Source organism: Nodularia spumigena CCY9414 (genome assembly GCF_000340565.2).
GTDB classification, from domain to species: domain Bacteria; phylum Cyanobacteriota; class Cyanobacteriia; order Cyanobacteriales; family Nostocaceae; genus Nodularia; species Nodularia spumigena.
Window position 1 is genome coordinate 1,355,048 of sequence record NZ_CP007203.1, and the last position, 26,502, is coordinate 1,381,549.

The 26,502-nt window shown below is 42.1% G+C and carries 13 protein-coding genes and 1 pseudogene; 7 read left to right on the plus strand and 7 right to left on the minus strand.

Features of this window, described 5'->3' with window-relative positions; genetic code table 11:
- Positions 1-1,077 (minus strand): RNA-guided endonuclease IscB (gene iscB / locus NSP_RS05965; RefSeq protein WP_017803893.1); only part of this gene is annotated, 1,077 nt, incomplete at its 3' end.
- 205 nt (positions 1,078-1,282) lie between these two features.
- Here iscB and NSP_RS05970 point away from each other — a divergent pair.
- From NSP_RS05970 to msrB, 3 genes and pseudogenes are all read left to right on the plus strand, one after another.
- A pseudogene (locus NSP_RS05970) lies at positions 1,283-1,612 on the plus strand (alpha/beta hydrolase-fold protein); the annotation flags it as partial.
- A 671-nt stretch (positions 1,613-2,283) separates the two neighbouring features.
- On the plus strand, positions 2,284-7,467 hold the full coding sequence (locus NSP_RS05975) for an nSTAND1 domain-containing NTPase (RefSeq protein ID WP_006195070.1): 5,184 nt from the start codon (positions 2,284-2,286) through the stop codon (positions 7,465-7,467).
- Positions 7,468-7,492: 25 nt separating this feature from the next.
- Positions 7,493-7,987, plus strand: coding sequence for a peptide-methionine (R)-S-oxide reductase MsrB (gene msrB, locus NSP_RS05980; protein ID WP_017803894.1), 495 nt, complete (start codon positions 7,493-7,495; stop codon positions 7,985-7,987).
- Positions 7,988-8,277: 290 nt separating this feature from the next.
- On the opposite strand, the gene NSP_RS05985 is transcribed toward msrB, so the two are convergent.
- The 3 genes from NSP_RS05985 to NSP_RS05995 form a co-directional block, all read right to left on the minus strand.
- Positions 8,278-11,361, minus strand: coding sequence for a DUF4912 domain-containing protein (locus NSP_RS05985; protein WP_231859543.1), 3,084 nt, complete (start codon positions 11,359-11,361; stop codon positions 8,278-8,280).
- A 524-nt stretch (positions 11,362-11,885) separates the two neighbouring features.
- Positions 11,886-13,007, minus strand: a complete 1,122-nt coding sequence (locus tag NSP_RS05990) for a precorrin-8X methylmutase (protein ID WP_006195073.1) — start codon at positions 13,005-13,007, stop codon at positions 11,886-11,888.
- A 35-nt stretch (positions 13,008-13,042) separates the two neighbouring features.
- The gene (locus NSP_RS05995; RefSeq protein WP_006195074.1) at positions 13,043-14,587 is read right to left on the minus strand and encodes a hypothetical protein; all 1,545 of its coding nucleotides are present in this window, start codon (positions 14,585-14,587) and stop codon (positions 13,043-13,045) included.
- Positions 14,588-14,890: 303 nt separating this feature from the next.
- Between NSP_RS05995 and NSP_RS06000 the strand changes: the two genes are divergently transcribed.
- Both NSP_RS06000 and NSP_RS06005 read left to right on the plus strand, forming a co-directional pair.
- Positions 14,891-16,816 (plus strand): heavy metal translocating P-type ATPase, encoded by a 1,926-nt coding sequence (locus NSP_RS06000; RefSeq protein WP_006195075.1) that lies wholly within the window; start codon positions 14,891-14,893, stop codon positions 16,814-16,816.
- Positions 16,817-16,934: 118 nt separating this feature from the next.
- Positions 16,935-17,372, plus strand: coding sequence for a DUF6918 family protein (locus tag NSP_RS06005; RefSeq protein ID WP_006195076.1), 438 nt, complete (start codon positions 16,935-16,937; stop codon positions 17,370-17,372).
- A gap of 111 nt (positions 17,373-17,483) precedes the next feature.
- On the opposite strand, the gene NSP_RS06010 is transcribed toward NSP_RS06005, so the two are convergent.
- From NSP_RS06010 to NSP_RS06020, 3 genes are all read right to left on the minus strand, one after another.
- Positions 17,484-17,924: an alpha/beta hydrolase gene (locus NSP_RS06010; RefSeq protein WP_006195078.1), complete on the minus strand. Its 441-nt coding sequence runs from the start codon at positions 17,922-17,924 to the stop codon at positions 17,484-17,486.
- On the minus strand, positions 17,912-18,187 hold the full coding sequence (locus tag NSP_RS06015; protein ID WP_006195080.1) for a hypothetical protein: 276 nt from the start codon (positions 18,185-18,187) through the stop codon (positions 17,912-17,914). The genes NSP_RS06010 and NSP_RS06015 overlap by 13 nt, the downstream gene beginning before the upstream one ends.
- Positions 18,188-19,014: 827 nt before the next feature.
- Positions 19,015-21,825 carry a HEAT repeat domain-containing protein gene (locus NSP_RS06020; RefSeq protein WP_006195082.1) on the minus strand — a complete coding sequence of 937 codons (2,811 nt, stop codon included), beginning with the start codon at positions 21,823-21,825 and terminating at the stop codon, positions 19,015-19,017.
- A gap of 1,045 nt (positions 21,826-22,870) precedes the next feature.
- On the opposite strand from NSP_RS06020, the gene glyS reads away from it, so the two are divergent.
- Complete coding sequence (gene glyS, locus NSP_RS06030) at positions 22,871-25,021, plus strand: glycine--tRNA ligase subunit beta (protein WP_006195084.1); 2,151 nt, start codon at positions 22,871-22,873, stop codon at positions 25,019-25,021.
- An 83-nt stretch (positions 25,022-25,104) separates the two neighbouring features.
- The gene (gene murD / locus NSP_RS06035) at positions 25,105-26,472 is read left to right on the plus strand and encodes a UDP-N-acetylmuramoyl-L-alanine--D-glutamate ligase (protein WP_006195085.1); all 1,368 of its coding nucleotides are present in this window, start codon (positions 25,105-25,107) and stop codon (positions 26,470-26,472) included.
- Positions 26,473-26,502 lie beyond the last annotated feature (30 nt).

Here is a 26,502-nt window from a genome sequence, read left to right on the forward strand (position 1 = left end):
GAATATTTTTTTAGGCTCAGTGCAAGGAAAACCAAATTTATTGATCCTACAGAATCTTCTGCAACTATGCCCCGTGCTTTTTACTGTTAAAATTTTTGTTGTCAGTATTTTGAGAGTTTCAACTTTTCCTACACAAGCAGCATCAATCCAATGAGTTTTAGGCAATCCTAAACGAGTTCTATTAAACTTAGTTAAACCTCCTGAACCTGTTGTTATAGGTAATCCAGTTTCTTTTAACTTATTAAATAAAGCCCATCTCGTTGAATTTACAGCAGACGCATCTTTTAGTGGACGCTTGGCTTGGGATAAAATTTGCTTCAACAACTCAGGCTTTTTTGCTAAAAACTTCTCAATATCTTGAGTACCTTTTTTGATATTGCATTTCTCACAAGCTAGACACAAATTAGAAATTCTATTAGTTCCTCCTTTGGCTTTTGGTTTAATATGCTCAACTTGTAAAGGGACATTTTCCGCAGTACAGTATGCACATTTTCTATTCCATTTATTCAAAAGATATTCACGGACTTCATACCCTTGTAACTCTCCCTGTTGATACTCAAAGCCTGATATCTCCGGGTTTTCTAGCTGCTGTAGGTCAAACCTAGCAAGCTCTTGAACTATGTCAGTTATTGGGGCAAAATTACATAATCTTTTAACCCAAGTGTTAATAGTTAAAACTCTATGGCTTAAAGAAGGTGCTAACCAACCTTGAGGTTTAGTGCGGTTAAGAAATCTAGCTTGACGATAACGAGTATGTCTAGAACGTCTTCCTCGCCTTACTCCTTTTCGAGTTTCTAGGCTTTCTTTAATAGCTAAACCTCTGTGTTGTAATTCCATACCCCAGATGACTTTATTATTTTGAACTAACGCAAAACCTGTAGTTTTACTCCCTGGATCTATTTTTAATTCAATCGGTTGAGTTGGAACTTCAGATTTAGGTTCTTTCAAAATTATGGTAAATGGAAATCTTCTAAATACAGCAGCTTTTTGTTGATTTAATAAAAAACGTGCATCTCCTGGATGAATTGGAGTAAGTGGTTTTTTGTTGGTATCAAGAACTAGAACAAAATTAGACATTTAAATTTCACCTTTTCAGGGTAATGTTTGCTTCAACCTTGTTATCTGAGCTTGTTATGCTAAATACACTATCCTTGCGGATTGTTTAATAAGTAGCAACATGGCAGGGGACTAGCGAATCCCAAGGTGTTATGACCTAGATAACGTTTACTCATGTTTTGAGTGGTTTGGTTCACATAAACTACAGATTACTCCGTTTATTTATGCTCTCTCAGCTTTTGCACCGCTTACTGCACCGATGCGTTCTCCTTGGGGTCAAAAAACCTTCAATCGTTATCTAGGCAGCAATCAAGAAACCTGGCGGAATTATGATGCGAGTGAATTAATCCAGCAACTAGGATATCACAGTCCCATTCTGATTGATCAAGGAACTGTTGATCAATATTTGGCTACACAATTATTCCCAGAGGTATTTGAGCAAGCTTGTAATTCTGTGAATCAGCCGCTTAACTTACGTTACCAAACAGGCTACGATCACAGTTATTATTTCATCTCTAGTTTTATGGAAGAGCATATCCGCCATCATGCGAACTGACAAGTCAGCGCCAGCTATCGCCTTGCAGAAAGTCACATGAAAAATACCCCGTTCATATCATGGTTGAACGAGGTATGGATAGGAGTAAATCAACAAGGACTTATGATTCTATTTGTCCCTTTTACGAGAAGAAGGGATTGGTTGAGATCACTACAGAAAATCTAGCAGCAATCTTCTATTCAGAGCATAATTAACAGAACTAATGGAATTAGCACCGCAGTCAATGCTCTTGAAGTGTAGTAAACCTTGGACTACTAAGCCCACAAGTCTTTTACAATCAATACTTTAACAAAGTTCATCCTATAAATCTCGCCAATTTGGCGTTTTTTATAAGGAAGGCAGGCTGAAAACCCTTGAGAAACAGGCGCACAGCGCCGTATTTCGTACTTTAGGCAAGGGATGAAAGCCGCCTTAAGTCCTTTAGGACTCAGTGACGTTTTGTTTTTTAGGTTCTGGTAAAGAATCTATCCATAATTATTCGACCACAGATGGACACAGATAAACACAGATAAATCTGGACTTCAGCAGCTTACTAAAGGCTATATCGCCACAAAACTGCATAAAATCACGTCAACTAACCTACAAGGCAAATGAACAAGAATAATAGTCAGTTTGTTGTAATATTACTATAGGTGCGTGGCACAACCTACTAATTACCCAGCAAATTTAAAATGTCTCCACTCGGTGTCGCTACCAGTCACTCAACGCATATCCTCGAAATGGGAGAAGCACAACTTTGGCTGTTGTTGGTAGGAGTCAACAAATACCAAGATAAGAGACTACCCTCACTACGCTACTCAGCTGTTGATTGTCAGGGTTTAGCAGCAGCTTTAGCCGACGCAACCCAAGGATTTCCCCAAACTGAACAGAGAGTTCACCACGATTTAACTTCTAGGTTGCCGACTATCTCCACTGTGCGTGCTAGTTTAAACCACATTACTGCGGCTGCTCAACCACAGGACACAATTTTATTTTATTTCTCTGGACATGGGATGCTAGAGTCAAATTCCCAACAAGCATTTTTGTGTCTAGCAGATACTCAAACAGACGACTTATTCCACACAGGTTTAGGTTTACAGGAAATTTTGCAGGTGTTGGGAAATAGTCAGGCGCAGACTCAGTTAGTCTGGCTGGATGCTTGTCATAGTGGTAGCTTAACATTCCGAGGTGCTAGAAGTGAGATAAATACACCATCTTTACCCAATCCTACATCTGGGATGGTGGAATTATTACGCCAACGAGCAAAACAAAGTAAAGGATTCTATGCTTTACTTTCCTGTGATACTAATCAACAATCCTGGGAATTTCCCGAATTGGGACATGGCGTATTTACATATTATTTAATGCGTGGGTTGCGTGGTGAAGCGGCTGATCCCCAAGGTTTGATTGATGCTGATGGACTTTATCGATATGTTTATCATCAAACGCGCCAATACATTGAGCAAACTAATCAGCAATTACGACTGATTAATCAGCAAAATAAAAGTAGAGGCGATACCAATATATATTCAGAATATCCGCAGCAAACACCCAAGCGGATTGTGGAAGGAGTCGGGGAAGTTATTCTGGGGTTAAAACCCGCCCTTGTGGAATCCTCTTCTCGCCGAAAAGCATTAATATTAGAGGGACTAGCGACAAATCAGACTACCCTGGCTGTGAGTAAACTATTACGGGGTATGGGTAATTTTGAGTTAGAGTATTGGCCTCGCTCTTTAGAAGTTACCACTCAGGATTTACACTCGACTATTCAAGCTTGTTTACAAACTACAGAATCAGCACCCCAAAACCACCCCAGAATTTTCGCTACGGTTCTGTTATATTTACGGGGACGAATTGAGGAAACTCAAGCTGGTGAACCTGCTTTAGTTTTAGCAGAAAATATCCGGCTGAGTCGTTCTTGGTTAAGACAACAACTCAGGCGTTCAACTTATGCCCAACAAATAATTATTTTAGATTGTCCGGTGGCAAATGACAAGCACCCTCTACAAGATTGGGTAGAAGATTTGCAACTAGGATTTGAGCAAGGACAATGTATAATTGCGGCGGCTTCACCGAAAAATCATCCCGAACAATTTGCCCAAGCTTTACATTCTACCTTAGAAGCAGCCCCGCCCCAACGTAGCCTATCCGCCGCCGCTTGGATTACCCAATTGCAATTATCCTGTCACCATGATTTACCTCTGCATATCTGGCTATCTGGTACACAAGGCGTAATTGAAGTTATACCTTCTAATTCGGGAAATCGCGGCATTCAGTCAACAGGATCTGTGGATTTGGGGCTTTGTCCTTACAGGGGATTACGGGCTTTTGGGGAAGAAGATGCTCAGTATTTCTACGGTAGAGAAGTTGTTGTTCAGCAACTAATTCGTGACTTGGAGCAAAGGTCATTTATGGCTGTGGTGGGAGCTTCTGGTAGTGGTAAATCTTCTGTGGTACAGGGGGGATTAATCGCCCAACTGCGACGGGGAAAACTATTACCAGGTAGCGAAGATTGGTGGATGAGAAGTTTTCGCCCTGGTGTAAATCCTCTGCAAGCTTTATCACGCCGTTTGGTAGATAGCGGTACGGAAAAGGAAAAAGCTTACCAACAATTGCAACTGGAAGGGATGTTGTTCCAGGGGGTAGAAGGGTTGGCTCATTGGGTGCGTCATCGCCCAGAACCTATGGTAGTTTTAGTAGTAGACCAGTTTGAAGAATTATTTGCGATCGCACCCAGTGAAGATAGACAGCGTTTTTTAGAAGTTGTCTTAGGGGCGCTGGAATCCATACCAGAAAAGTTTAAATTAATTATCACCTTGCGGGCTGATTTTATCGCCCCTTGTTTAGAAGTACCAAAATTGGTGAAGTTGTTACAGCAGTCGAGTTTGCTGTTACCTCCCTGTTTGACTGAGGAAGAATATCGCCGGATTATCATTAACCCTGCGGAACAAGTTGGTTTAACTGTAGAGGCGGAATTGGTAGAAGTTCTGCTACAGGAGTTACAGCACTCTCCTGGGGATTTACCTCTATTAGAATTTGTTCTGGAACAGTTGTGGGAATATCGCGCAAATGGCGCAATTACTTTACAAGCTTACCAACAGCATTTGGGGGGAATTAAAGGTGCGCTGGAAAGTAAAGCTCAAAGTGTTTATCACAGTTTAGACTCAGAAGCTCAAGGGTGCGCCCGGTGGATTTTTCTGTCGTTGACTCAGTTGGGTGAGGGTACGGAAGATACTCGGCGACGGGTATTTAAGTCTGAGTTAATTGTCAAAAAATATCCGGTGGCTTTGGTAGAAAGAACGTTACAAGTGTTAATTGCTGCTAAGTTGGTAGTGGTGAATTTAGAAGAAGATGCAGGGGCGTTTGGGGACAGAAAAAAGGCAGGGGGGCAGGGAGCAGGGAGCAGAGCGGAAGAGGTTGGGCTGGGATCACAATCTTCTCTCCTATCCCCTTCATTTTCGCCTGTAACTATAGAAGTAGCTCACGAGGTTCTGATTCGCTATTGGTCAACTTTGCGCTGGTGGTTGGAGGAAAATCGGGCGATATTGCGATCGCATCGTCAAATTGCCCAAGCTGCAACTTTGTGGAGCAATAGCGGTGAACAACCGGACTTTCTCTTACAAGGTGTTCGCCTGGCTGAAGCTGAAGAAATTTATGTCAATTACACTGACGAAGTATCTGTTGATGTCCAACGTTTTATTCAAGCTTGTTTAATCGAAAGACAACGCCAACAACAAAAAGAAAAAAATCGACTCAGAAAAGCTCAAAGAACTGTGGGAATTATGAGTATTCTGGGACTGACTGCTTTTAGTTTAGCTGTTTTAGCTTACCAACAAACTCAAAAAGCCCAGTTACGAGAAATACAGGCTTTAAATTCCCTCTCAGAAAACTTTCTCCTCTCCCATCAGCAGTTAGAAGCATTAGTAACTAGCCTCAAAGCCGGGAGGGAAGTACAAAAAATCACTCCGGGAATCCCGAAAAATATCCAAGCTGAAACTGCAAATATTCTCCAACAGGCAGTTTATGGAACTCAAGAACGCAACCGATTGACTCATAATTCTTGGGTAAGCAGCGTCAGTTTTTCCCCGGATGGTCAAATATTGGCTTCTGGTTATGCTGATAACAGTATTAAACTTTGGGGTAGTAATGGCAGTTTACTAGCAACTCTCACAGAACATCAAGATGGTGTAAATAGTCTGAGTTTTTCCCCAAATGGTAAAATGTTGGCTTCTGCTAGTAATGACAATAGCATTAAACTCTGGAGTCGTGACGGTAAATTACTCACAACTCTCATCGGACATATTCATAGTGTGAATAGCGTCAGTTTCTCACCGAATGGTGAAGTTTTAGCTTCTGGGAGCAATGACAACACCGCTAAACTCTGGAGTCGCAATGGTAAGTTACTCGTCAATTTTATCGGGCATAACGGCAGTGTAAAGAGCGTCAGTTTCTCACCAGAAGGTGATACTATGGCTTCAGCTAGTGATGATGGCACGGTTAAACTTTGGAGTTTGGACGGTCGTTTGTTGTCAACTTTGCCAGCTAGTACCAGAGAAGTTTTGGATGTCAGTTTTAGCCCCGATGGTCAGACAATTGCTTCAGCTAGTGCTGACCATACGATTAAACTGTGGAGTCGTGACGGTAATTTGCTCAGAACTATAGAAGGACATAGTGGTGGGGTCTGGCAAGTCAAGTTTTCTCCTGATGGTAAAATAATGGCTTCTGCCAGCGCTGATAAAACGATCAAACTTTGGACTCGTGCTGGTAATTTATTAGGTACTTTGCAAGGACATAGCCATGAGGTGAATAGTCTGAGTTTTAGCCCAGATAGCCAGAGACTGGCTTCGGCTAGTGATGATAATACTATCAGATTATGGAAATTAGAAAGAAATTTACCACAAACTTTTTACGGTCATAAAGGTAGTGTTAATGATGTCAAATTCACTGTTGATGGCAGTAATATTACTTCCTTCAGTTCGGACAACACCATGAAAATCTGGAATTTAAATGGTGAATTACTCCAAACTCTGCCTTCTCCTATTGAAGATGTTACCAGCATTAGCTTTACTAGGGATGGCAAGACAGTGGCTTTGGCAAGTGCAGACCAAAGTATCCAAATTCGCCAACGAGATGGGACTTTGCTGCATACCCTGAAGGGACATAAGCATTGGGTTAGGAGTATGAGTTTCAGCCCTGATGATCAAATTCTGGCTTCTGCTAGCGCGGACAAAACTATTAAACTCTGGAGTCGTGATGGTCGCTTGTTGCACACTCTTGACGGTCATAATGGTTGGGTGACTAATATCCAATTCAGCCCGGATGGTAAAATTATCGCCTCTGCAAGTGCGGACAAAACGATCAAACTCTGGAGCTTAGACGGTCGTCTGCTGAAAACTTTCCCAGGACATAGCGCTAGTATATGGAGTATTAATTTTGCTCCTGATGGCAAAACGATTGCTTCCGCTAGTGATGACACAACTGTTAAACTGTGGAATTTAGACGGTTCACTGCTGCAAACTTTCCAGGGACATAGTGGTTTGGTGACTCACGTGAGCTTCTCAGCCGACGGCAAAATGCTGGCTTCCGCTAGTGATGATGATACCATCAAACTCTGGAATATTAACAGTGGGATTTTGCTGAAAACTTTCTTTGGGCATAATGGCGATGTCAAAAGCGTTAATTTCAGTCCTGATGGTAAAATGCTGGTTTCTGGGGGTCAGGATGCCACAATTAAACTATGGAATCTTGAGGAGATAGAATTGCAAACATTAAACCTCAATCAGCTGCTCAATCATGCTTGCGATCGCCTGGGTGATTATTTCCAAACCAACTCTAATATTACCACAGAAGAGTATGAATTGTGTTTTGGTGACTAAAGTTGCTTAAGTTAAAATATAGATGATGAACAAACGCTATTTTTTAGAGGCTAGTGCCGCAATTATTGGCACGGCTATTTTATCACGCAATATCAACCGGGGTTCAGAAAACATGACGACTTCTAAAAGCCAGTTTGCAATTACTAAACCTGAAGAAGAGTGGCGGACAATTTTAACGCCGGAACAGTTTCGCGTCTTAAGAAAACATGGTACTGAACCCGCTTTCACTAGCCCACTGGATAAGGAATATGAACAGGGGACTTTTGTCTGTGCTGGCTGTGGACAACCATTGTTTACGTCTGAGACGAAGTTTAACAGTGGTACTGGCTGGCCGAGCTTTTATCAACCCATTGAAGGAGCGATCGCTACTACTGTAGATCGGTCATTTTTTATGACGAGAACAGAAGTACATTGTAGCAACTGTGGTGGACATTTAGGTCATGTGTTTAATGATGGCCCTGCGCCCACTGGTAAGCGCTACTGTATGAATGGTGTGGCGATGAACTTTGAACCTGCTTAATGTTTGAGATGAGGGGGGAACCTCACCCCCAACCCCTCTCCTTACTAAGGAGAGGGGAGACTTGAATTTCTAGTGTACACACAAGTCCAAAAACCTTTCATTTAGGTAGGGTGTGTTATGGAAGTTAGTCCTAACGCACCACCGCCAATTTGGGATGGTGCGTTGCGCTGCGCGACAACACACCCTACAAAAAAAGGATTTTGAGAATTTAATCATTTCTGTGTACACGGTAGCCCTTTGGGAGAAAGGGAGACGCTACACGAAAGTAACCAGAGGGGAGACTTGAATTTCTAGGGTTGGGAATTTTCCTGGGAAAATGTCTTTTGGATGGTTTGACTGTGTTCCCCATTGGCTGCAATTGCGGTCATGATATAGTTCATGGAGTTATTTGAGAACGGAATCCGTAAGTGGAAAGTCCCATCTGGTTTGATTTTGATGGGTTTACCAGCAATATTGACTGTTGCACCGGGTTCTGTTGCACCGTGGATAATCAATTCGGTATCTGCGAGAAACCAAAAATCTGCTTGGGGACGACTGAAGACTCGAATCCTTTCTGAACGCACAATCATCTCCCAGCGATTGGCTTGAGTAATATAACCGATTTCGGCAATGTATTCATGATCTGTTGCTGGAATGGAGACATAGCGATCGCGTGTGATGTCATCGCATTCATACTGCTGCACCACTTGGGGAGTCTGAGAACTCAAGTCTACATCTGTAACATTATACAACCGCAGATATAATTGCGAACTGCGGTGATTTTGCAGGATTTGCTGGTCAGTTGGGGAAATATACCAACTCGCATAAGCCCACTTGATGGTGCGGGATTCCAGGATAATAGTACTTTCATGGTTTGTCTGGGGCAAATCCACAAATGTTGTGTCTGCTGTGGGCAGATTTTCTGCTGTACTATCTGTTAAGGGTAGACCAAAGACTCGAATTCCTTTAGAACGGCCAATTTTTACCCAGCGATCGCCTTCGGTAATATAACCGATTTCGGCCATATAATCGCGATCGCTTTGGGGAATGGCGATATATTTCTCTTCTATTTTGGACTCTAGTTCATAGTGCAGCACCAGTTGGGGAGTCTGATCACTCAAGTCTAAATCTGTGACATCATACAGCCGCAGCCCTAATTGAGAGATCCCGTGATTTTGCAATGCTTGTTGACAACTTGGCTCAATATACCAAGTTGCATAAGCCCATTCTGCATTGCGGGGCTTAAGGACAATACTTTGCTCCCCATCTAGGTTGAATCCTGGGTCGGCTGTGGTATCTTCGGGGGGTGTAGCCAAGACGCGAACCTTGGGGGAACGGGCAATTTTTACCCAGCGATCGCCTTGGGTAATATAACCGATTTCGGCCATATAATCGCGATCGCATTGGGGAATGGGCATATAACGTTCTATTTCCGACTCTAGTTCATAATGCTGCACCAGTTGAGGACTCTGATCACTCAAGTCTAAATCCGTGACATCATATAGCCGTAGCCCTAATTGAGAGATACCATTATTTTGCAATGCTTGTTGAGAACTTGGCTCAATATACCAAGTTGCATAAACCCATTCTGCATTTCGGGGCTGGAGGACAATACTTTGCTCCCCATTGAGATTAAATACTGGCTCTTCCGTAGTAATATTAACCACTTCACCTTCAGATTCAGAATCAAAGGTGTCACCATCTGCAAAAATATTTCTTTCATCTGGCTGCTCAAAGACTGTCTCATCGTTGATGGGTTCAGCCGCATCCGCTACTGAATTCAATATATCTTCGGGAATCTCTGGGAGTGTGGGATGTGAAGTTTCTACCTGATTATCTGGTGTTTCATCCCAGACATTGGCTTCTGTGTCCATATCTTCAGGTAAATCTGTAGTTTCATGGGAGATAATTTCCTCAATTAAATCTGATTCTACCTGGGGCTGTTCTGCTGTTTCGTCACTAGAGTCTTTCATCTCCCAAATTTGGGCATCAGATCCCACTTCTGGAACCTGCGGCTGTTCTGCGGTGACTTTAGATACATCTGCTAATTGAGGGTAAGGAATATTGACCACAGATGCCGGTGCTTCTATATCCCAAGGGGATTGTTCATCATCCACAAACTCCAATTCCGTAAAATTACTATAATCACTTGTCCGAAATGATTTTTGCTCATCGACTTCTTCGCCGGCATCATTTGAGGCTGTTTCAGCTAAAGGTTCACCAACTAAAGGCGTAATACTGATATCATCTATGACCGTTGATGCCTCATCTTCCCCCTTGGGAGCTTTATTTTCAGCTTGATTTGTCCATAGGCGCGATCGGAAAACCCACGTTAGTAAGCCAACGATCACAGCCGTAGGTAACAAAAGCCACCACAAAGGTATTTCATCAGGAATAAAAGTAGTTTCGGGAGGCTGTTGTCCATCTGCTATAGTCTGAGGATCGACAGTAGGATTCGTGACCGTTTCTGGTTCCTCTTGGGGGGCTGGAGGTGTCGCCAGCAACCCGGAGGCGGCGTTTATGGCGGCTTGTATAGTTTGCTGTTCTGAACCTAGAACAAAGCCGAGAAAACTGGCGACATTGGGGCTAGGATTTTGCCTGTAAGCATAATATAAAGGCTGGGAATAGACATAGTTAGGATTATCTGGCAAAGTTTGATTAATGGGAATCGCGCGCTGATTTGGCAGTTGTGATAGATGATGAACCATTGCATAGCTAATACCGTCCTTGCCTAATTGTTGGACAATTTCGGCAGTGTTATCCGTTTCTATTTGGGTAGCATTAGAGCCTGTGGTCAGTTCAGCACCTTGGAAGGAAGGATAAGTGCGAAATCTCTGGCGGGTTTCGCTGCTTTCCGGACGATCAATGAATCTAATTGTACCTTCATTTCCTCCCAGTTCCGACCATTTTGTAATTTTTCCCCGGAAGATGTCGGCGAATTGCTGATCTGTCAAAATCCCCAGAAAAGGATTATCTGTATTCACGATGATGGCAATTTTTTCTTCGTAAAACTTGACTTGTGCCAAACCTTGTGCTTGTTCTTCTGGAGTTAAAGCCCGCGAGATCGCTATTAGATCAACTTTTCCATCTATTAAAGCTGATATAGCCGCATTAGTGCCATTGGCTGTAACTTCTACATTCGTACCAGAATACTTTTGCTCAAAACTTTGTTTGAAACTTTGGTTGATTGCAGTCAAGCTCATAGAACCATCAATCCGCACCTTAGTCCCATTTTCCAAGGTTTCCGGTAGTGGAAAAGACTCAGCCTCAGTGGCAGATTGTGCCAGCACTGGTGTCGGCACGAACAAATGTACTGCCATAGGGGTAGTAGCTAAGGACAGTAATAATGCCAGACTGACTATTGCACTATCTTTTTTTTCTTGTTGCCACATCATGCTCTTTATCTAGGTACAGAAAGCTGGACAGTCTTAAATTTTATCTTTTAATGCCGGAGGAGACAGCGCTAATTATACATCTATACTACGAATTTGAAACAATGCGTGAAATTCTCTCTTTCTTCACTTGGCGTACTTGGCGTACTTGGCGGTTCGTTAAATTAAAACTTCAATTCCTAACTCAGTTGGTTGATTTTGTAAAGGAGGTAGGATGTTTCACGCAGAGGCGCACCAGGCGCACCAGGGGAGAGGTTAGGAGCAAGTCCTAAGTTGACAATTTCATAGACAAAACTATACTTATATTGACAAAAATCAATATATATTTTAGGAAAAAATCAACTACTTGATATATAATACGGTGATATCAAGTATTGAATTGAGACTATTGCCGACGCGAAAACCAAGCAATGATGGTGGTAGTCTTTTTCAGAAACTTAATTGGAACACAATCGCGTCTGGCTAAGGCGTGAAAGTCTACTGAGGGATAACTGCTCCCATGCTCCCGTTGAAGTAGAAAGTAAAGTCTAGTTTTGTCTAGGTTTTATATAGCAGGTAAGATGGCAGTGGCAGTCTGGTTTGTTGATTAGGGTTTCTACTAGGGCGTTGAGGGTTGTGGCGGCTAGGAGTCCTCCTCCAAGGGTTCCTTCTATGGTGATGTATGGTATTGGTTGTTGCATGAGTCGCCGTTTGGCTGCGGGGGCGTGGCTGAAGCCTATGGGTAAGCCTATAATCAGGGCGGGTTGGATTTTTTGCTGGTTTATGGCTTGGCAGATTTCTAACAGGACTGAGGGGGCGTATCCTATGACTAATATACTGTTTTCGCTGATTTGGGTGAGTTTTTTTCGCCATTTCTGCTGTTCCCAAAATTCGGCTTCGGCTTCTGGGGCGCTGGTAATATGAGGGTTGTCTATTAAGGTGATGGTTTGACAGCCTAGATGGGTGAGTCTGGTTTGATCTAAGGCTGCGGCGACTGTGGGGATATCTACGACGATTTTACAGCCGGATTTGAGGCTTTCTCGACTGGCGGCGATCGCACCTTGACTGATTTTCACGAAGGATACTAAACTAACGTCACCGCAAGCTAGAACTAATTGGGCAATTAAATCTTGTTCAATTTCGGAACGCTGGGATAAGTCGGGTAAAATTCTCTGCAATGATTCGGTGAATGATTCTGGATGATGATGTACTTCTGCATCTAAGCCACTCCACAATTGATTGAGTTCTCCTATGCCAACTTGGGTTTCTACTTCTAAATGTTTGAGTTGGGATAACACCTCGGCTTGCATGATTTGACAATGGCGATCGCGTCCGAGTAAATTCTCTAATGCTGAAGCTGTTTGTCGCAGTTGGGTTATTTGCTGCATCACAGCCCGATATTGTTGCTGGAGTTGTTCTATGAGGTTGTCTGTCTGTGGTTCAACTTCTAAAATGTGGCGAATATGGTTGAGTTGAAAGCCTTGGTTTTTTAAGGCGACGATACGCTGCAATCTGATTATATCTCTATCTGTGTACAGTCGGTAGTTGCTAGGCGATCGCTCTGGTTGTGGCAATAGTCCTAATTGATGGTAATGTCTCACCATGCGCGGAGTAATTCCACCCCCTACAGCTTCTGTAAACTCTTTGATAGTGAATAAACCAGCATTCATTGGCAGTATATCACCTGTGTTAGTGCTTCTTTACTTTAAACTTTATTTACCCAGTAAAGATAATATCGTTCATCATCCACCCAAGCTTTCTCGAAATTTTGGATCGGCACAATCTTTAAATCCTGGCGACTTTCATTGAGTTTTTTATTTAAAATCAACAAAATTTTCCTGGTGTCCGGTTGATTTGTTAACAGAGAAGTAATTTGTTTTAAAATTTCAGGTTGTTCTACATCTTTTCGACCTGCTTTAAAAAGTGTGAAACTTCCCATTTCTTCCCGTTCAGGATAATATAATTTTCGTCCCAGATAACCAGATATAGCCGCCATATTCGCATCTCGACTGGCTACAATAAATTGATCATTTAACTGATTTTTTTTAATATAATTAGCAGTTTCCCGACTGGCTGAAAATGGGATAATTAAATCTTTCGTAAAACTGCCAATTCCGCCGATAAACTGCACATACAAAATCAGCATAAAGGCTATATAATGCCATTTCTCAGCAAATTTAATTGTTTGTGCTTTTAGAGAAAATTTATTGATGAAAAATGTAGACTCTTGATAGTAACTTCCCAGCCATAACCCTGCGAGAAAAATTAAATAAAAATGCCCAAAATGTCGAGGCTGTCCTAAAAATCTCAAGTAGGTAAACGCCAATATTACCGAATTACCTATGATATAGAAAAACAACGCCAAGGGATTTTTAGATAACTTAATTACAGTTAAAGCTACAATAAATAAAATAATCAAACCACACACAATTAAATCTAGCCATCTTTTATGTGTGGGAATTATTAATAAATAACCACCAAATAATCTGCCGAGACTTCTTAATAAATGACGCAAATCGAATTGATTCACCCATCCATCATTTAACCCACCATGAAGATAACTGTCTGCTGGAGGACTAATAATATAAACGGATAAAATCAAAGAAAATATGATAATTCCTAAACTTAAAAATAAGTCGTATTTGTGGCTTTGACTAAAATATTGATTTCGATGATCAATATCAAAACAAAATTCCACTAGCAAAGTCAACAACAAAGAGAATGAGACAAATAAGGCGTAAGCACTACTATTTGCCAGTAAACCTAATAAAATTGCTAAGTAAACATAAGTTTTTTTTCTCGATGAATAAACTGTACAAGCCGCAAACAGAAACAGCATACTAAACGCATAATTTCGCGAAATGACAAGATATTCATAAAAAGGAAAGAAACCAAAGGAAAAGAGAAATTTCTGTTGATAGTTAAAGGGGCTATATAAGCAAAAGATAGTAACTGAACTAATTGCAATTGCTAAATGAAAAAGTTGCATAATCACGGGATTTTCAGCAATTTGTCTGAGAACTGCTAGACAAAAATACCACAGCACTGGATGTCCTTCATAATGAATATTGGCAATTAAATCTCCAAAGGATTCGCTATCTCTGACAATTAGCCAAGGATTTAGTTCATCTCGCCACATTGAATGGTTGAGAATACCTATGAAACTGAGAGTGGAAAAAATAATTATAATCAACCAAGGTGATTGCAAAGATAATCTCGGAATCCGTGTGATTGCTTTTTTTAGTAGCATTGTTATTTCAGAGTATTGAATAAAGTTAATTATCTGGTAAAAATACTTTTTTGGTAAATATTTTTTCAACGCAAAGGTACGCTGAGGTTAACGCAGAGGTGCGCGGAGAGGTTTTTCGGCGTTGCTGAATTTGAATATGAAATTCCAAAAATACATCTCCTCCACTCTTCTTTTCTGCGACTCTGCGCCTCTGCGTGAAATAAATTCATATCTTAATTCAGCAACGCCGGTTTTTCTTTGAGGGTTGACATTGACAGTAATGTTAAGGTTTAGGGTGAGGGGGTAATTATTTGAGGAATTTTTATGCTTTACCCTCAGCGTTTTCGAGAATTTACTCAGGAACATTCTGATACTTTAGCAGCTTTGGTTTGTGGAATGCTGTTGTTTCTGGGTTGGTTGGCTTTACATATCGGTTGGTTGGGTTGGGCTTTGCTGTTTTTACCTGCTGCTTATGTGATTGGTGGTTATGACAGCGCCCGTGAGGGTTTGACGACTCTGTTTAAGGAAAGGGAGTTGGATGTTGATTTACTGATGATTGTGGCGGCGCTGGGTGCTGCTAGTCTGGGTTTATGGCGCAGGGAATATTATCTAATTATTGATGGGGCGATTTTGATTCTCATTTTTGCGATTAGTGGCGCTTTGGAAGGTTACGCTATGCGCCGCACTGAGAAGAGTATCCGGGGTTTAATGAGTCTGACTCCAGATACAGCTAGGGTTTTACTTCAGGGAGAGGAAGAAATGCTTCCCATTACTCAGCTGAAGGTGGGTGATGAAATTATTGTGAAACCCGGTGAGTTGATTCCCACTGATGGGTTGATTATCTCTGGTTATAGTACCCTAAATCAAGCCGCAATTACAGGGGAGTCTTTACCCATAGAGAAGTCGGTAGGAGATGAAGTTTTTGCGGGAACGCTGAACGGTTTTGGGGCTTTGAAGCTTCAGTTACATAAACCAGCTTCTAGTAGTTTAATTCAGCGCGTGATTCGGTTGGTGGAACAAGCACAGACGGAAGCACCCCCTTCTCAAGAGTTTATTGAACGATTTGAACGGATATATGCGCGGGTAATTGTGGTAGCTGGAATATTCTTAGTATTTTTACCGCCGTTTATTTGGGGTTGGAGTTGGGAAACTACGATTTATCGGGCTTTGACTTTTTTGGTGGTGGCTTCTCCCTGTGCGCTGATGGCGGCAATTATGCCTACACTGTTATCAGGAATTGCGAATGGGGCGCGACAGGGGATTTTGTTTAAGAATGGGGCGCAGTTGGAAAAAATTGGTAAAGTTCGGGCGATCGCCTTTGATAAAACTGGTACTCTAACTACAGGCAATGTCCAAGTATCTCAAGTAATTACTAATAGTGAATATTCGGAAGCTGAGGTATTAAAAGCCGCAGCCGCTTTGGAATCTTGTTCAGAACATCCCATCGGTAAAGCTATTGTCCAGGCCTCTGGTACAGACTGGGTGCGTGGGGTTGATGTCCAAGCTATACCCGGACAGGGAATTGTCGGCTTTGTCAATAACGAACAGGTGTTTGTGGGGAATACAGCTTTTATCAAGCAATATGTTACCCAATTCCCAGAGGAGTTACAAAAATCAGCGCAATCTCTGGAAAATGAAGGTAAAACGGTGGTTTGGGTAGTAAAGAACCCGCAAGCGAAGAGGGGAATAGTTGTTATGGGTGCGATCGCCATTTCCGATATGCTCAGAATAGAAGCAGCAGCCATGATTACCCGATTGCGAAAATTGGGAGTTGAGCAAATTGTCATGATTACCGGCGATAATCAACGTACAGCTGACAGTGTGGCGCAAACTGTCGGTATTGACCGAGTTTATGCCGAACTCCTCCCAGAAGATAAGCTGGATGTCATCCGTAAGCTTCAGGAAGAGTATCAAACCGTGGCGATGGTGGGGGATGGCATTAATGATGCTCCCGCCCTCGCACAGGCTTCTGTAGGTATTGCTATGGGCATCGCCGGCAGTGATGTCGCCTTGGAAACAGCAGATATAGTATTAATGGCAGATAAGTTAGAGAAACTCGCCACAGCTATAGAATTGGGCAGGCGATCGCACTCTGTGGTCAAACAGAATATAGTTGTAGCTCTAGGGTTTATTTTGTTGCTGTTAATCGGTAACTTTTTAGGTAACATTAACCTCCCCATCGGCGTAATTGGTCACGAAGGTTCCACAGTTTTAGTTACACTCAGTGGACTGAGATTACTGAAAAATTAAATTTAGTAGAATTCCGGGTTTGATCAGCAATCACGCGGACATGATATAAGCTAATGAAATTAGCTAAAATTTCCCTTTTCTAGAGTAATTAATTGCATGGATATTCAGGAGGAATAAAATGAGATTGAGTGAGCAGCTATTAAGTCCAAACAAAAAGGCTATGGTTGTAGATGATTGCTGCAAAATGATTGACCAGCAACTAGCTGCCAAATCAGGAATGAGTGGTATAGCCTTAAAAACTGCCTTCTCAGCCTTAAAAGGAGTAAAACCCGGATACATCCCCTACGTTGTCGAGCAGCTGCTACCGCAGTTCTTGACAGCCCTTGATCCTCTCTGGAGTGAGGGTATAGAAAAGGGTGATCCCGCCGCTCACCTCATCGCCAGTCGTTCTCAAACAGCAGATGCTATGCTAGGCATTACCGATGCTAGAGTCAAGAACACACAGCGTCAAATTATCAAAGGAACCTATGAAAAATTCCGTGGTTCCGCCAAGAAACACGTAGAAGAAGCAGTACCAGACTTAGCCAAGATAGTCGATAAATATACTAAGGTCTAATCGCACAATCACGGTATTTAATTCGTCAAAATTATGTTTTGTAGGGTGTGTTGTCGCACAGCGCAACGCACCATTCTAAAATGTGACTTTCACAAAAACCATGTCTAGACTTCACAGATAAACCTCAATCGGGTTAACCGGCTGACCATCCGACCATTCGCCCAAATTGAATTGTAACTCATCAGCCCTAGCACCAAAGCGGATAACTTGATCAAGTGCATACCAGATATAACGCCAGTTCAAATTATTTTCTCTACCCACACCATCTAAAACCGATTTCGCCAAAAAATTAGGAAAAAAGCTGGTGTCTATAGTCGCCTGTTCATGATTAGCATACATTGGTTCATAGCCATGCTTATCAGTAAAAGAAAGAAACATTTTCTTGTGATTAGTGGCGATAAATTGGTTAAATGGTGTCACCCAATCTTGTTTAGGAATTACTGTATCCTCATTACCGTGGAGAATGGCCAGAGGTACATTTAAATTAATACCAGTTTCTTTAATATTAACTTGATCTTTAAAGCCTCCCAATTTATTAATTACACTACGCACAAAAGCCGGAATATTAGAATCTGAGGCGGGAAATGAGTGCTATAAATTTCCGATGCACCCAAAGCAAAACCATGTAGATAAATCACCGCCTGGGGAATACTCTCATTTTTGTAATATGGGTTTTCGGGAATATAGATTTTTACATAAGTTCCCTGATTACATTCACCATAAGTTTTAATTTGATAATTTGGTGATGTATAAATATTACTATAATCAGGTTTGGGCGGAGATTTAATGTTAAGGTTATAGGGTATGTTGTGCATGGCTTTTAATGAAATAAAGAACCTCACCCCCAACCCCTCTCCTTAGTAAGGAGAGGGGAGTATTGGATGTAAGTAAAAGGTATGTGAGAACAACTTTTTAGCAGAAAACTCAATATTCCTGCTCCCTCTCCTTCATAAGGAGAGGGCTGGGGTGAGGTTTCATATTCAGGTTTGTGGGGTATGTTGTGCATGGCTTTTAATGAAATAAAGAACCTCACCCCCAACCCCTCTCCTTAGTAAGGAGAGGGGAGTATTGGATGTAAGTAAAAGGTATGTGAGAACAACTTTTTAGCAGAAAACTCAATATTCCTGCTCCCTCTCCTTCATAAGGAGAGGGCTGGGGTGAGGTTTCATATTCAGGTTTGTGGGGTATGTTGTGCATGGCTTTTAATGAAATAAAGAACCTCACCCCCAACCCCTCTCCTTAGTAAGGAGAGGGGAGTATTGGATGTAAGTAAAAGGTATGTGAGAACAATTTTCAGCAGAAAACTCAATATTCCTGCTCCCTCTCCTTCATAAGGAGAGGGCTGGGGTGAGGTTTCATATTCAGGTTTGTGGGGTATGTTGTGCATGGTTATTTAATGAAATAAAGAACCTCACCCCCAACCCCTCTCCTTAGTAAGGAGAGGGGAGTATTGGATGTAAGTAAAAGGTATGTGAGAACAACTTTTCAGCAGAAAACTCAATATTCCTGCTCCCTCTCCTTCATAAGGAGAGGGCTGGGGTGAGGTTTCATAGAGTTTATACCTAAGTCGCCACGCCAGCTACACAAAAAATGAGATGCTTTCTATTTAATTTCTATCCATAACAGCTTTTTCAATATTATCTCACCTAGAGCGTAATAACTGCACAAAGGTATTACTTACCGTATTATCCTTAGTATCAGCAGCGTATTGAATCAATGCTTCCCGCAGTTCTTTGGCTGCATCTAAGGGTAATAAAGTCGCTAACAAAAAATAAACCCCACGAAATCGGGGGTCACTCATTCTATCAACTAATAATCTTTCGGCGGCATCATTTTCACCGATAAAGTTCTGCACCAAGAAGAAATCCATAATTTTATCGTGGCGGAAGTACCATTCTTGCTTGGCTTCTTCTTTTTCCTTCCACTGACGGCTGACTACCATTTTGTATTTTTCATCTGCTAAAGACATGACAACTTGGTGAAATTCATCCGCAGGTAAAGCTTGTTTATCTTGCAGTCGCATTTCATAGACGGCGGCTGAGAATTTCTTTAATGGAAATTCTTGATTCCATTCTTTAAGGTATTCTGCCGCCATCAAATTATATTGTTCTTCTTGCAGGTGAAATAAGTTAGGATATTTGCCTTGTGATATCATTAGGGCAACCATAGTTAAATCCATTGGATTAGAAAGAATCCGGTAAGCTGCGTCTAATTCTTCTGGGGCTTGCTGAGAATTGAGGGCTGATTTCAGGTAATCAATACAAGCTGTTTTGTAATCTTCGCCTTGAACTTTGGCATCTTGGGGTAGTTGCGGTTGACGGGAAATCAGAAACTCTTCTATTTGTTGTTTTTCTAAAGACTGCAATTTATATATTTTCGCGGTTGAGGGTGGTGTCCACTCTAGGGGCTGGGTAGTCATGATAATATTGCCCCGGAAATAGCTTTCCACAAAGTGGGTGATTTTTGCTCGTGTTTCGGCGGTGACTTCGTTGAGTCCGTCAATGCAGATATCTATCGCGCCACTGTAAATCAGGTTTTTTAGGAAATCGGCATCTTGGGCTTGACCGTGTAGTTTGTCTTGAATTGCTTCAATTACGCCTTTCGCACATTTCTGGGCGGGGAGGAAAACCACAATGCGCTGGGAGTTTTGCAGCAAATGGCGGAGAAACATCGACTTACCTAAACCAGATTCACCTTCTAAAATGATTTGTCCTTGAATACTGGGTAAAGCCTCGGTAATGGGGATAATGTCGTCTGAACCGGGAATTTTGACTCTGGACTCTGGGAAGTATGATTGGGTATTAAAATTATCTAAACGGGCATCGGCTAATAGGGAAGGTTTGAAGGGTTCAAATAATTTGCGGCGGAAGGGTGGAAACCAGGTGAGGAGAAAGCCCACATAGCCAATACCACCAATGCGTCTTACCCAAGGGTTCCAGAAGAAGATGGCTTGGACTTGGGGAAATTTGGGGTAGGCAAAGATGAGGGCTAACCAAAAGGCTGCGTGAGTGATGATGGTGATTCTGGTGTTGAAAAACCATTGCCGATATTCCACATTATTAATTACTGACTGTAGTGTATTAGCGTGAGTGGAGTTAACTTTTTTGAGATTGCTGTAATGATTTTGCAATAATTTAATATTCTGAGCTTTCCAGATAATTGTTTTGTTGGCAGCAACTTCGGAAATTTGTCGTTCCAGCTCTCTTTGCAATTCTGGCAGAGAATCACGATGTTTCCAAGCTGTCTGGAAAACTGTCATTGCTTCCACTCCCTCATTATGATTTAGTTTATTTGGTGGCATTTTAGGCTTACCAACCCATTGCATGAGGGTTTCTACTTGTGCTTTACCACCTCCCAAAAAATGAGCTAAAAACCTAATTTGACCAATCTCAGAGGGATAATAGTGAACTGAATCTAGAACTGGCACAACAACAGGCAAATCTTGCTGCCCTATTTTTATGAGTGCCTGTGCTGCTACACTACGGACATCAGAGTCAGAATCTTTGAGCAGGAGGGCAACTTGTGGAGCTTGTTCCTTGGCTTGCATCTGCCCTAGTGCCTGTGCTGCTGCATTACGGACATTCCAGTCAGAATCTTTGAGCAGGAGGGCAACTTGTGGAACTACTTCCTTGGCTTGCATCTGCCCTAGTGCCTGTGCTGCTGCATTACGGACATTCCAGTCAGAATCTTTGAGCAGGAGGGCAACTTGTGGAACTACTTCCTTGGCTTGCATCTGCCCTAGTGCCTGTGCTGCTGCATTACGGACATTCCAGTCAGAATCTTTGAGCAGGAGGGCAACTTGTGGAACTACTTCCTTGGCTTGCATCTGCCCTAGTGCGTATGCTGCTGCTCTACGGACATTCGGGTCAGAATCTTTGAGCAGGAGGGCAACTTGTGGAACTACTTCCTTGGCTTGCATCTGCCCTAGTGCCTGTGCTGCTGCATTACGGACATTCCAGTCAGAATCTTTGAGCAGGAGGGCAACTTGTGGAACTACTTCCTTGGCTTGCATCTGCCCTAGTGCCTGTGCTGCTGCATAACGGACATCAGGGTCAGAATCTTTGAGCAGGAGGGCAACTTGTGGAGCTTGTTCCTTGGCTTGCATCTGCCCTAGTGCCTGTGCTGCTGCTCTACGGACATACGTTTCAGAATCTTTGAGCAGGAGGGCAAGTTGTGGAACTACTTCCTTGGCTTGCATCTGCCCTAGTGCCTCTGCTGCTGCACTACGGGAAACTGCGGAATCTTTATCTTGCAACTGTTCGGCAAGCTTTTTTACAAGCTCATCATAATTTTTTATCTGGGATTTAGGGTTATCTAGCTGATATTCCTGTAAGTGTTCTGCTGCTTTAGCCCTGACTTCTGGTATTGGGTCTGTTAGGGCTGCTACGATACCGTTAATCTGCCATGCTTCTGGTTTGGGCTTAGGTTTTTCTGTAGCACTAACCCAAGGCAAGGAGAGGAAGAGAGTTAGGAGTAGGGTAAAACAGAAAAGGAAAAAGAGGGATAGCTTGTTGGTGTGTCTGGGCGTAGTGAGCATAATTTTGGGCGATATGGCAGATTACACGCGGTTATCGGTATCATATCAGCCTTACCCAAAATTCTAAAGGTTAAAAAATTAAAGAATTATAGCGGTTTTCAGTTGAGTGAAATAATATTTTTTTTAACGCAAAGGTTCGCGGAGGTAAACGCAAAGGGGCGCGGAGTATAATGTTGAGCTACGCCAAGTTATGCCTGGGTTTTTATTCATAAATGAACCCTCACCCCAAGGATTTTATCGGGTTTACGGCGCAATCTTCATCATGTAAGCCTACGCAAAACCTTTTTTTATCGTTAGGATGAGGGGCTTTCCCTTTATTCACCAAATGTATATTTCAACAAATCGGGGATCTGAGTTTCTCGGTAAAGAGCTAATCAGCCAGGATTGTTAGATATATTGGTATTTTTCTTGTCCTTTTTTTTGTCAGCATCTTTTTTGGGTTTTTTCACTTCTTTATTGCTCTTTTTTTCTTTAGACATAATGACTCTCCAAGGTAGTGATAAATAAAGTAGCTACAGCGCCAGTAAACTCTTTTTCAAAAAAGATTCTTTTACAAAAAGTCTTTGTTTTCAAAATCAAGAATCTTCAAGTTTTCTATTCAGCAATAATAGATATTTTATTTAATCGTAAGCTTTAATTATAGCAGTTATATTTACTAAATAATTGTATATAAGTAAAAATCTTTTTTTTGTTACTTAGATGTGTTTTAATTGTAAGGATTATTTGATACAGGATGCCACTAGTACCGCAAGGCGGAAGTCAAAAGTCAAAAGTCAAAAGTCAAAAGTCTGACTTTATAGGCTTTTGATTGATTTTAAATGGTTGTCCTATTTACGCCGTACTGTACTAGTTGAAAACTTGTCACATATCTGGCGATGGTGGCTGAATTTGGGTGAGGATGTCTCCCGCCTCGTGCCAAATGTTAGTAAACTGTGGGAACGCCAAGTTAAAACATTGTCCTATGACTGCATTTTTATTAGAAGTTGGTACAGAAGAACTACCCGCAAGTTTCCTCAGTGATGCCATATTACAATGGCGATCGCGCATTCCCCAAAGTTTAGCAGCTAATAGCCTCAGCAGCGCTGCTGTGGAAGTTTACGGTACTCCCAGACGGTTGGCGGTTCTCATCACAGGTCTACCATCCCAGCAACCAGACCGGGAAGAGGAAATTAAGGGACCTCCCGCCCAAGCTGCTTTTAAGAATGGTCAGCCCACACCAGCAGCCACAGGGTTTGCGAAAAAGCAAGGTGTGGATATCACTACTTTGGAAATTCGCCCCACTGAGAAGGGGGATTTTGTCTTTGTAAAAAAAAGCATTCCCGGTCGTCCTGTGGCGGAAATTCTCACAGAATTAATTCCGCAGTGGATTTCTGGTTTGGAAGGAAAGCGGTTAATGCGCTGGGGTAATGGGGAGATGAAGTTTTCTCGCCCTATTCGCTGGCTGGTGGCTTTGTTAGATGATACAGTTTTACCCATTGAATTGGTGAATGGATCAAAGACAATTACAAGCGATCGCATTACCTACGGTCATCGTGTCTTACATCCCGCAACTGTAACCATTTCTGAAGCGACAGATTACGTCAACACCCTACGCAATGCTTTTGTGATCGTTGAACCAGAAGCACGGGCTAATATTATTCAAAGGGAAGTAGAAGCAGCAGCCGAAAAAGCCGGCGGTTCGACAATATTTTACCCCGATTTGTTAAAAGAAGTCACCAATTTAGTAGAATATCCTTCTGCCGTCGTCGGTAAATTTGAACCAGAATTTTTAGAGTTACCTACGGAGGTAATTACAGAAGTGATGGTCACACACCAGCGTTATTTTCCCGTATTTAAAGCGGCTGAAACTAAAGAATTATTACCTAATTTTATCACAGTTTCTAACGGCGATCCCACCAAAGCAGATATTATCGCTATCGGAAATGAAAGGGTAATTCGTGCCAGATTAGCTGATGGTAAATTCTTCTATAAAGCTGATTTAGCAAAACCTTTAGTCAGCTATTTACCGCAGTTAGAAACAGTCACATTCCAAGAAGAATTAGGTTCAGTTCGTGATAAAGTAGATAGAATAGTCACCATTGCCGATTACATTAGCCGGCAATTAGAATTAGAGCCAAACAAACGCGAAAAAACCGAACGGGCGGCTTTATTATGTAAAGCTGATTTGGTTTCGCAAATGGTGTATGAATTCCCAGAATTGCAAGGCATTATGGGCGAAAAATATGCTTTAGCTAGTGGGGAAGATGCCGAAGTAGCCAGCGCCATTGTTCAACATTATTTACCCACAGGTGCAGGTGATATTTTACCGGAAACTCTCACAGGTCAAATTGTCGGTTTAGCCGATAGATTAGATACTTTAGTCAGCATCTTTGGCTTGGGTTTAATTCCCACAGGTTCCTCAGATCCCTTTGCGTTGCGTCGGGCGGCAAATGCGGTAGTTAATATTACTTGGTTTGCGAATTTGCCGATTAATTTAGAAAAGTTATTAACGCAAATAGCCACAGATTTTGCTGCGAAATACAATAAAGAACAAGATAAATTAATTGCAGCTTTGCAAGAGTTTTTCTTACAACGTATTCGCACCTTACTACAAGATGAAAAGCAAATTGACTATGACCTAGTAAACGCCGTTTTGGGAGAAAATGACCGAGAATATACAGAACGGGCGTTACAGGATTTGCTAGATGTACGCGATCGCGCCTTATATCTGCAACAAATCCGCAAAGATGGTACTCTAGATAAAATCTACGAAACTGTCAACCGTTCCACTAGACTAGCCGCCCAAGGTGATTTGGACTTCCAGCAGCTAGAACCGACAAGTTTAATTCAACCCGAACTATTCCAAAAGTCCTCTGAGCAAGCATTTTACAACGCCCTGCTAGAATTAGTCCCACAAACTCAAGCAGCGAAAGAAACCCGCAATTATCAACTATTGATAGCAACACTAGAAAAAATTGCGCCCACCGTGGCTAGTTTCTTTGATGGCGAAGACAGCGTTTTAGTCATGGACCCCAATCCAGATATTAAACGCAATCGGCTACACTTACTCGGATTACTGCGGAATCATGCCCGTGTGTTGGCTGACTTTGGTGCTATTGTCAAAAATTTGTAGCCTCATGCAACAAAAAATTGTGTAATTGTTGCCAATAAGCGTTAATATAATGAGTGCTTAACCAGGGAACTCTGCTACAGTCTATGCCTAGAGCTTCAGTAATTGGATTAGGAAAGTCCGGTGTTGCTACGGCGAGATTGTTGAAACGGGAAGGTTGGGAGGTAGTGCTAAGTGATAGTAACACCTCCCCCAGCCTCCTAAAACAACAACAAGAACTCGCCACTGAACAAATCACTGCAAAATTGGGGCATTCTCTTGATTTAAATGGCACTGATTTATCTGATTTAATTGTTGTTAGTCCTGGCGTACCTTGGGATATTCCCGTGTTAGTCAAGGCGCGAGAATTAGGCATTGAAACTATCGGCGAAATGGAACTCGCTTGGCGATATTTACAAGCTTCCCCCTGGGTGGGTATTACTGGCACGAATGGTAAAACCACGACTACCGCTTTAATTGCCGCCATATTTCAAGCCGCCGGATTAAATGCCCCTGCCTGTGGTAATATTGGTTATGCTGCCTGTGAAGTTGCGTTATCTGAAAAACTGCCAGATTGGGTAATAGCAGAAATTAGCAGTTATCAAATAGAATCTTCAGTTACTCTCGCTCCCCGCATCGGCATTTGGACGACTTTTACACCAGACCATCTCGCCCGTCATAAGACTTTAGAAAATTACTACAATATCAAAGCTAACTTATTAAAGCAGTCCCATTTTCAAGTATTTAATGGTGATGACTCCTATTTAAATAAAATGGGTATTAGTCATTGGCCGGATGCTTATTGGACAAGTGTTAAAGGTGAAGATTTTTTAGTTAGTGAACAAGGCTTTTATATCGAAGATGGTTGGGTTGTGGAAAAGTTAAAACCAACCTCGAAACCAGAAAGAGTAATCTCAGCCTCAGCTTTGCGAATGGTAGGAGAACATAACCTGCAAAATCTTTTAATGGCTGTTGCTGCGGCGCGGTTAGCAGAAATTTCACACGATGCTATTGATATTGCAATTCGCAAATTCTCTGGTGTTCCCCATCGTTTAGAACATATTTGCAGTTGGGAAGGTATTGATTTTATTAATGATAGCAAAGCCACTAATTATGATGCGGCTGAAGTTGGGTTAGTCTCTGTGAATAGTCCCGCAATTTTGATTGCTGGTGGTGAAGCTAAACCGGGTGATGATAATGGCTGGTTAAGTAAAATTCAAGCTAAAGCTGCTGCGGTTTTATTAATTGGTAGTGCTGCACCCGCTTTTGCTCAACGTCTGCACTCGGTGGGTTATACTAATTATGAAATTGTGGAAACGATGGCGAAGGCTGTTCCTCGGTCAGCAGCATTAGCTCAAGAATATCACGCGTCTGTGGTGTTGTTGTCTCCGGCTTGTGCGAGTTTTGATCAGTATCCTAATTTTGAGGCGCGGGGTGATGATTTTCGCCATTTGTGTCTGGCTTGGGTGGGGTGAAGGTTCACGCAGAGGCGCAGAGGCGCAGAG

What these genes read in the sequence shown, in the direction of transcription:
- msrB (WP_017803894.1), top strand. Translation starts at nt 7,493, where the DNA reads ATGAACAAACGCTATTTTTTAGAGGCTAGTGCCGCAATTATTGGCACG.
- NSP_RS05985 (WP_231859543.1), bottom strand. Translation starts at nt 11,361, where the DNA reads ATGATGTGGCAACAAGAAAAAAAAGATAGTGCAATAGTCAGTCTGGCA.
- NSP_RS05995 (WP_006195074.1), bottom strand. Translation starts at nt 14,587, where the DNA reads ATGCTACTAAAAAAAGCAATCACACGGATTCCGAGATTATCTTTGCAA.
- murD (WP_006195085.1), top strand. Translation starts at nt 25,105, where the DNA reads ATGCCTAGAGCTTCAGTAATTGGATTAGGAAAGTCCGGTGTTGCTACG.
- glyS (WP_006195084.1), top strand. Translation starts at nt 22,871, where the DNA reads ATGACTGCATTTTTATTAGAAGTTGGTACAGAAGAACTACCCGCAAGT.
- NSP_RS06015 (WP_006195080.1), bottom strand. Translation starts at nt 18,187, where the DNA reads ATGCACAACATACCCTATAACCTTAACATTAAATCTCCGCCCAAACCT.
- NSP_RS05975 (WP_006195070.1), top strand. Translation starts at nt 2,284, where the DNA reads ATGTCTCCACTCGGTGTCGCTACCAGTCACTCAACGCATATCCTCGAA.
- NSP_RS06000 (WP_006195075.1), top strand. Translation starts at nt 14,891, where the DNA reads ATGCTTTACCCTCAGCGTTTTCGAGAATTTACTCAGGAACATTCTGAT.
- NSP_RS06005 (WP_006195076.1), top strand. Translation starts at nt 16,935, where the DNA reads ATGAGATTGAGTGAGCAGCTATTAAGTCCAAACAAAAAGGCTATGGTT.
- NSP_RS05990 (WP_006195073.1), bottom strand. Translation starts at nt 13,007, where the DNA reads ATGAATGCTGGTTTATTCACTATCAAAGAGTTTACAGAAGCTGTAGGG.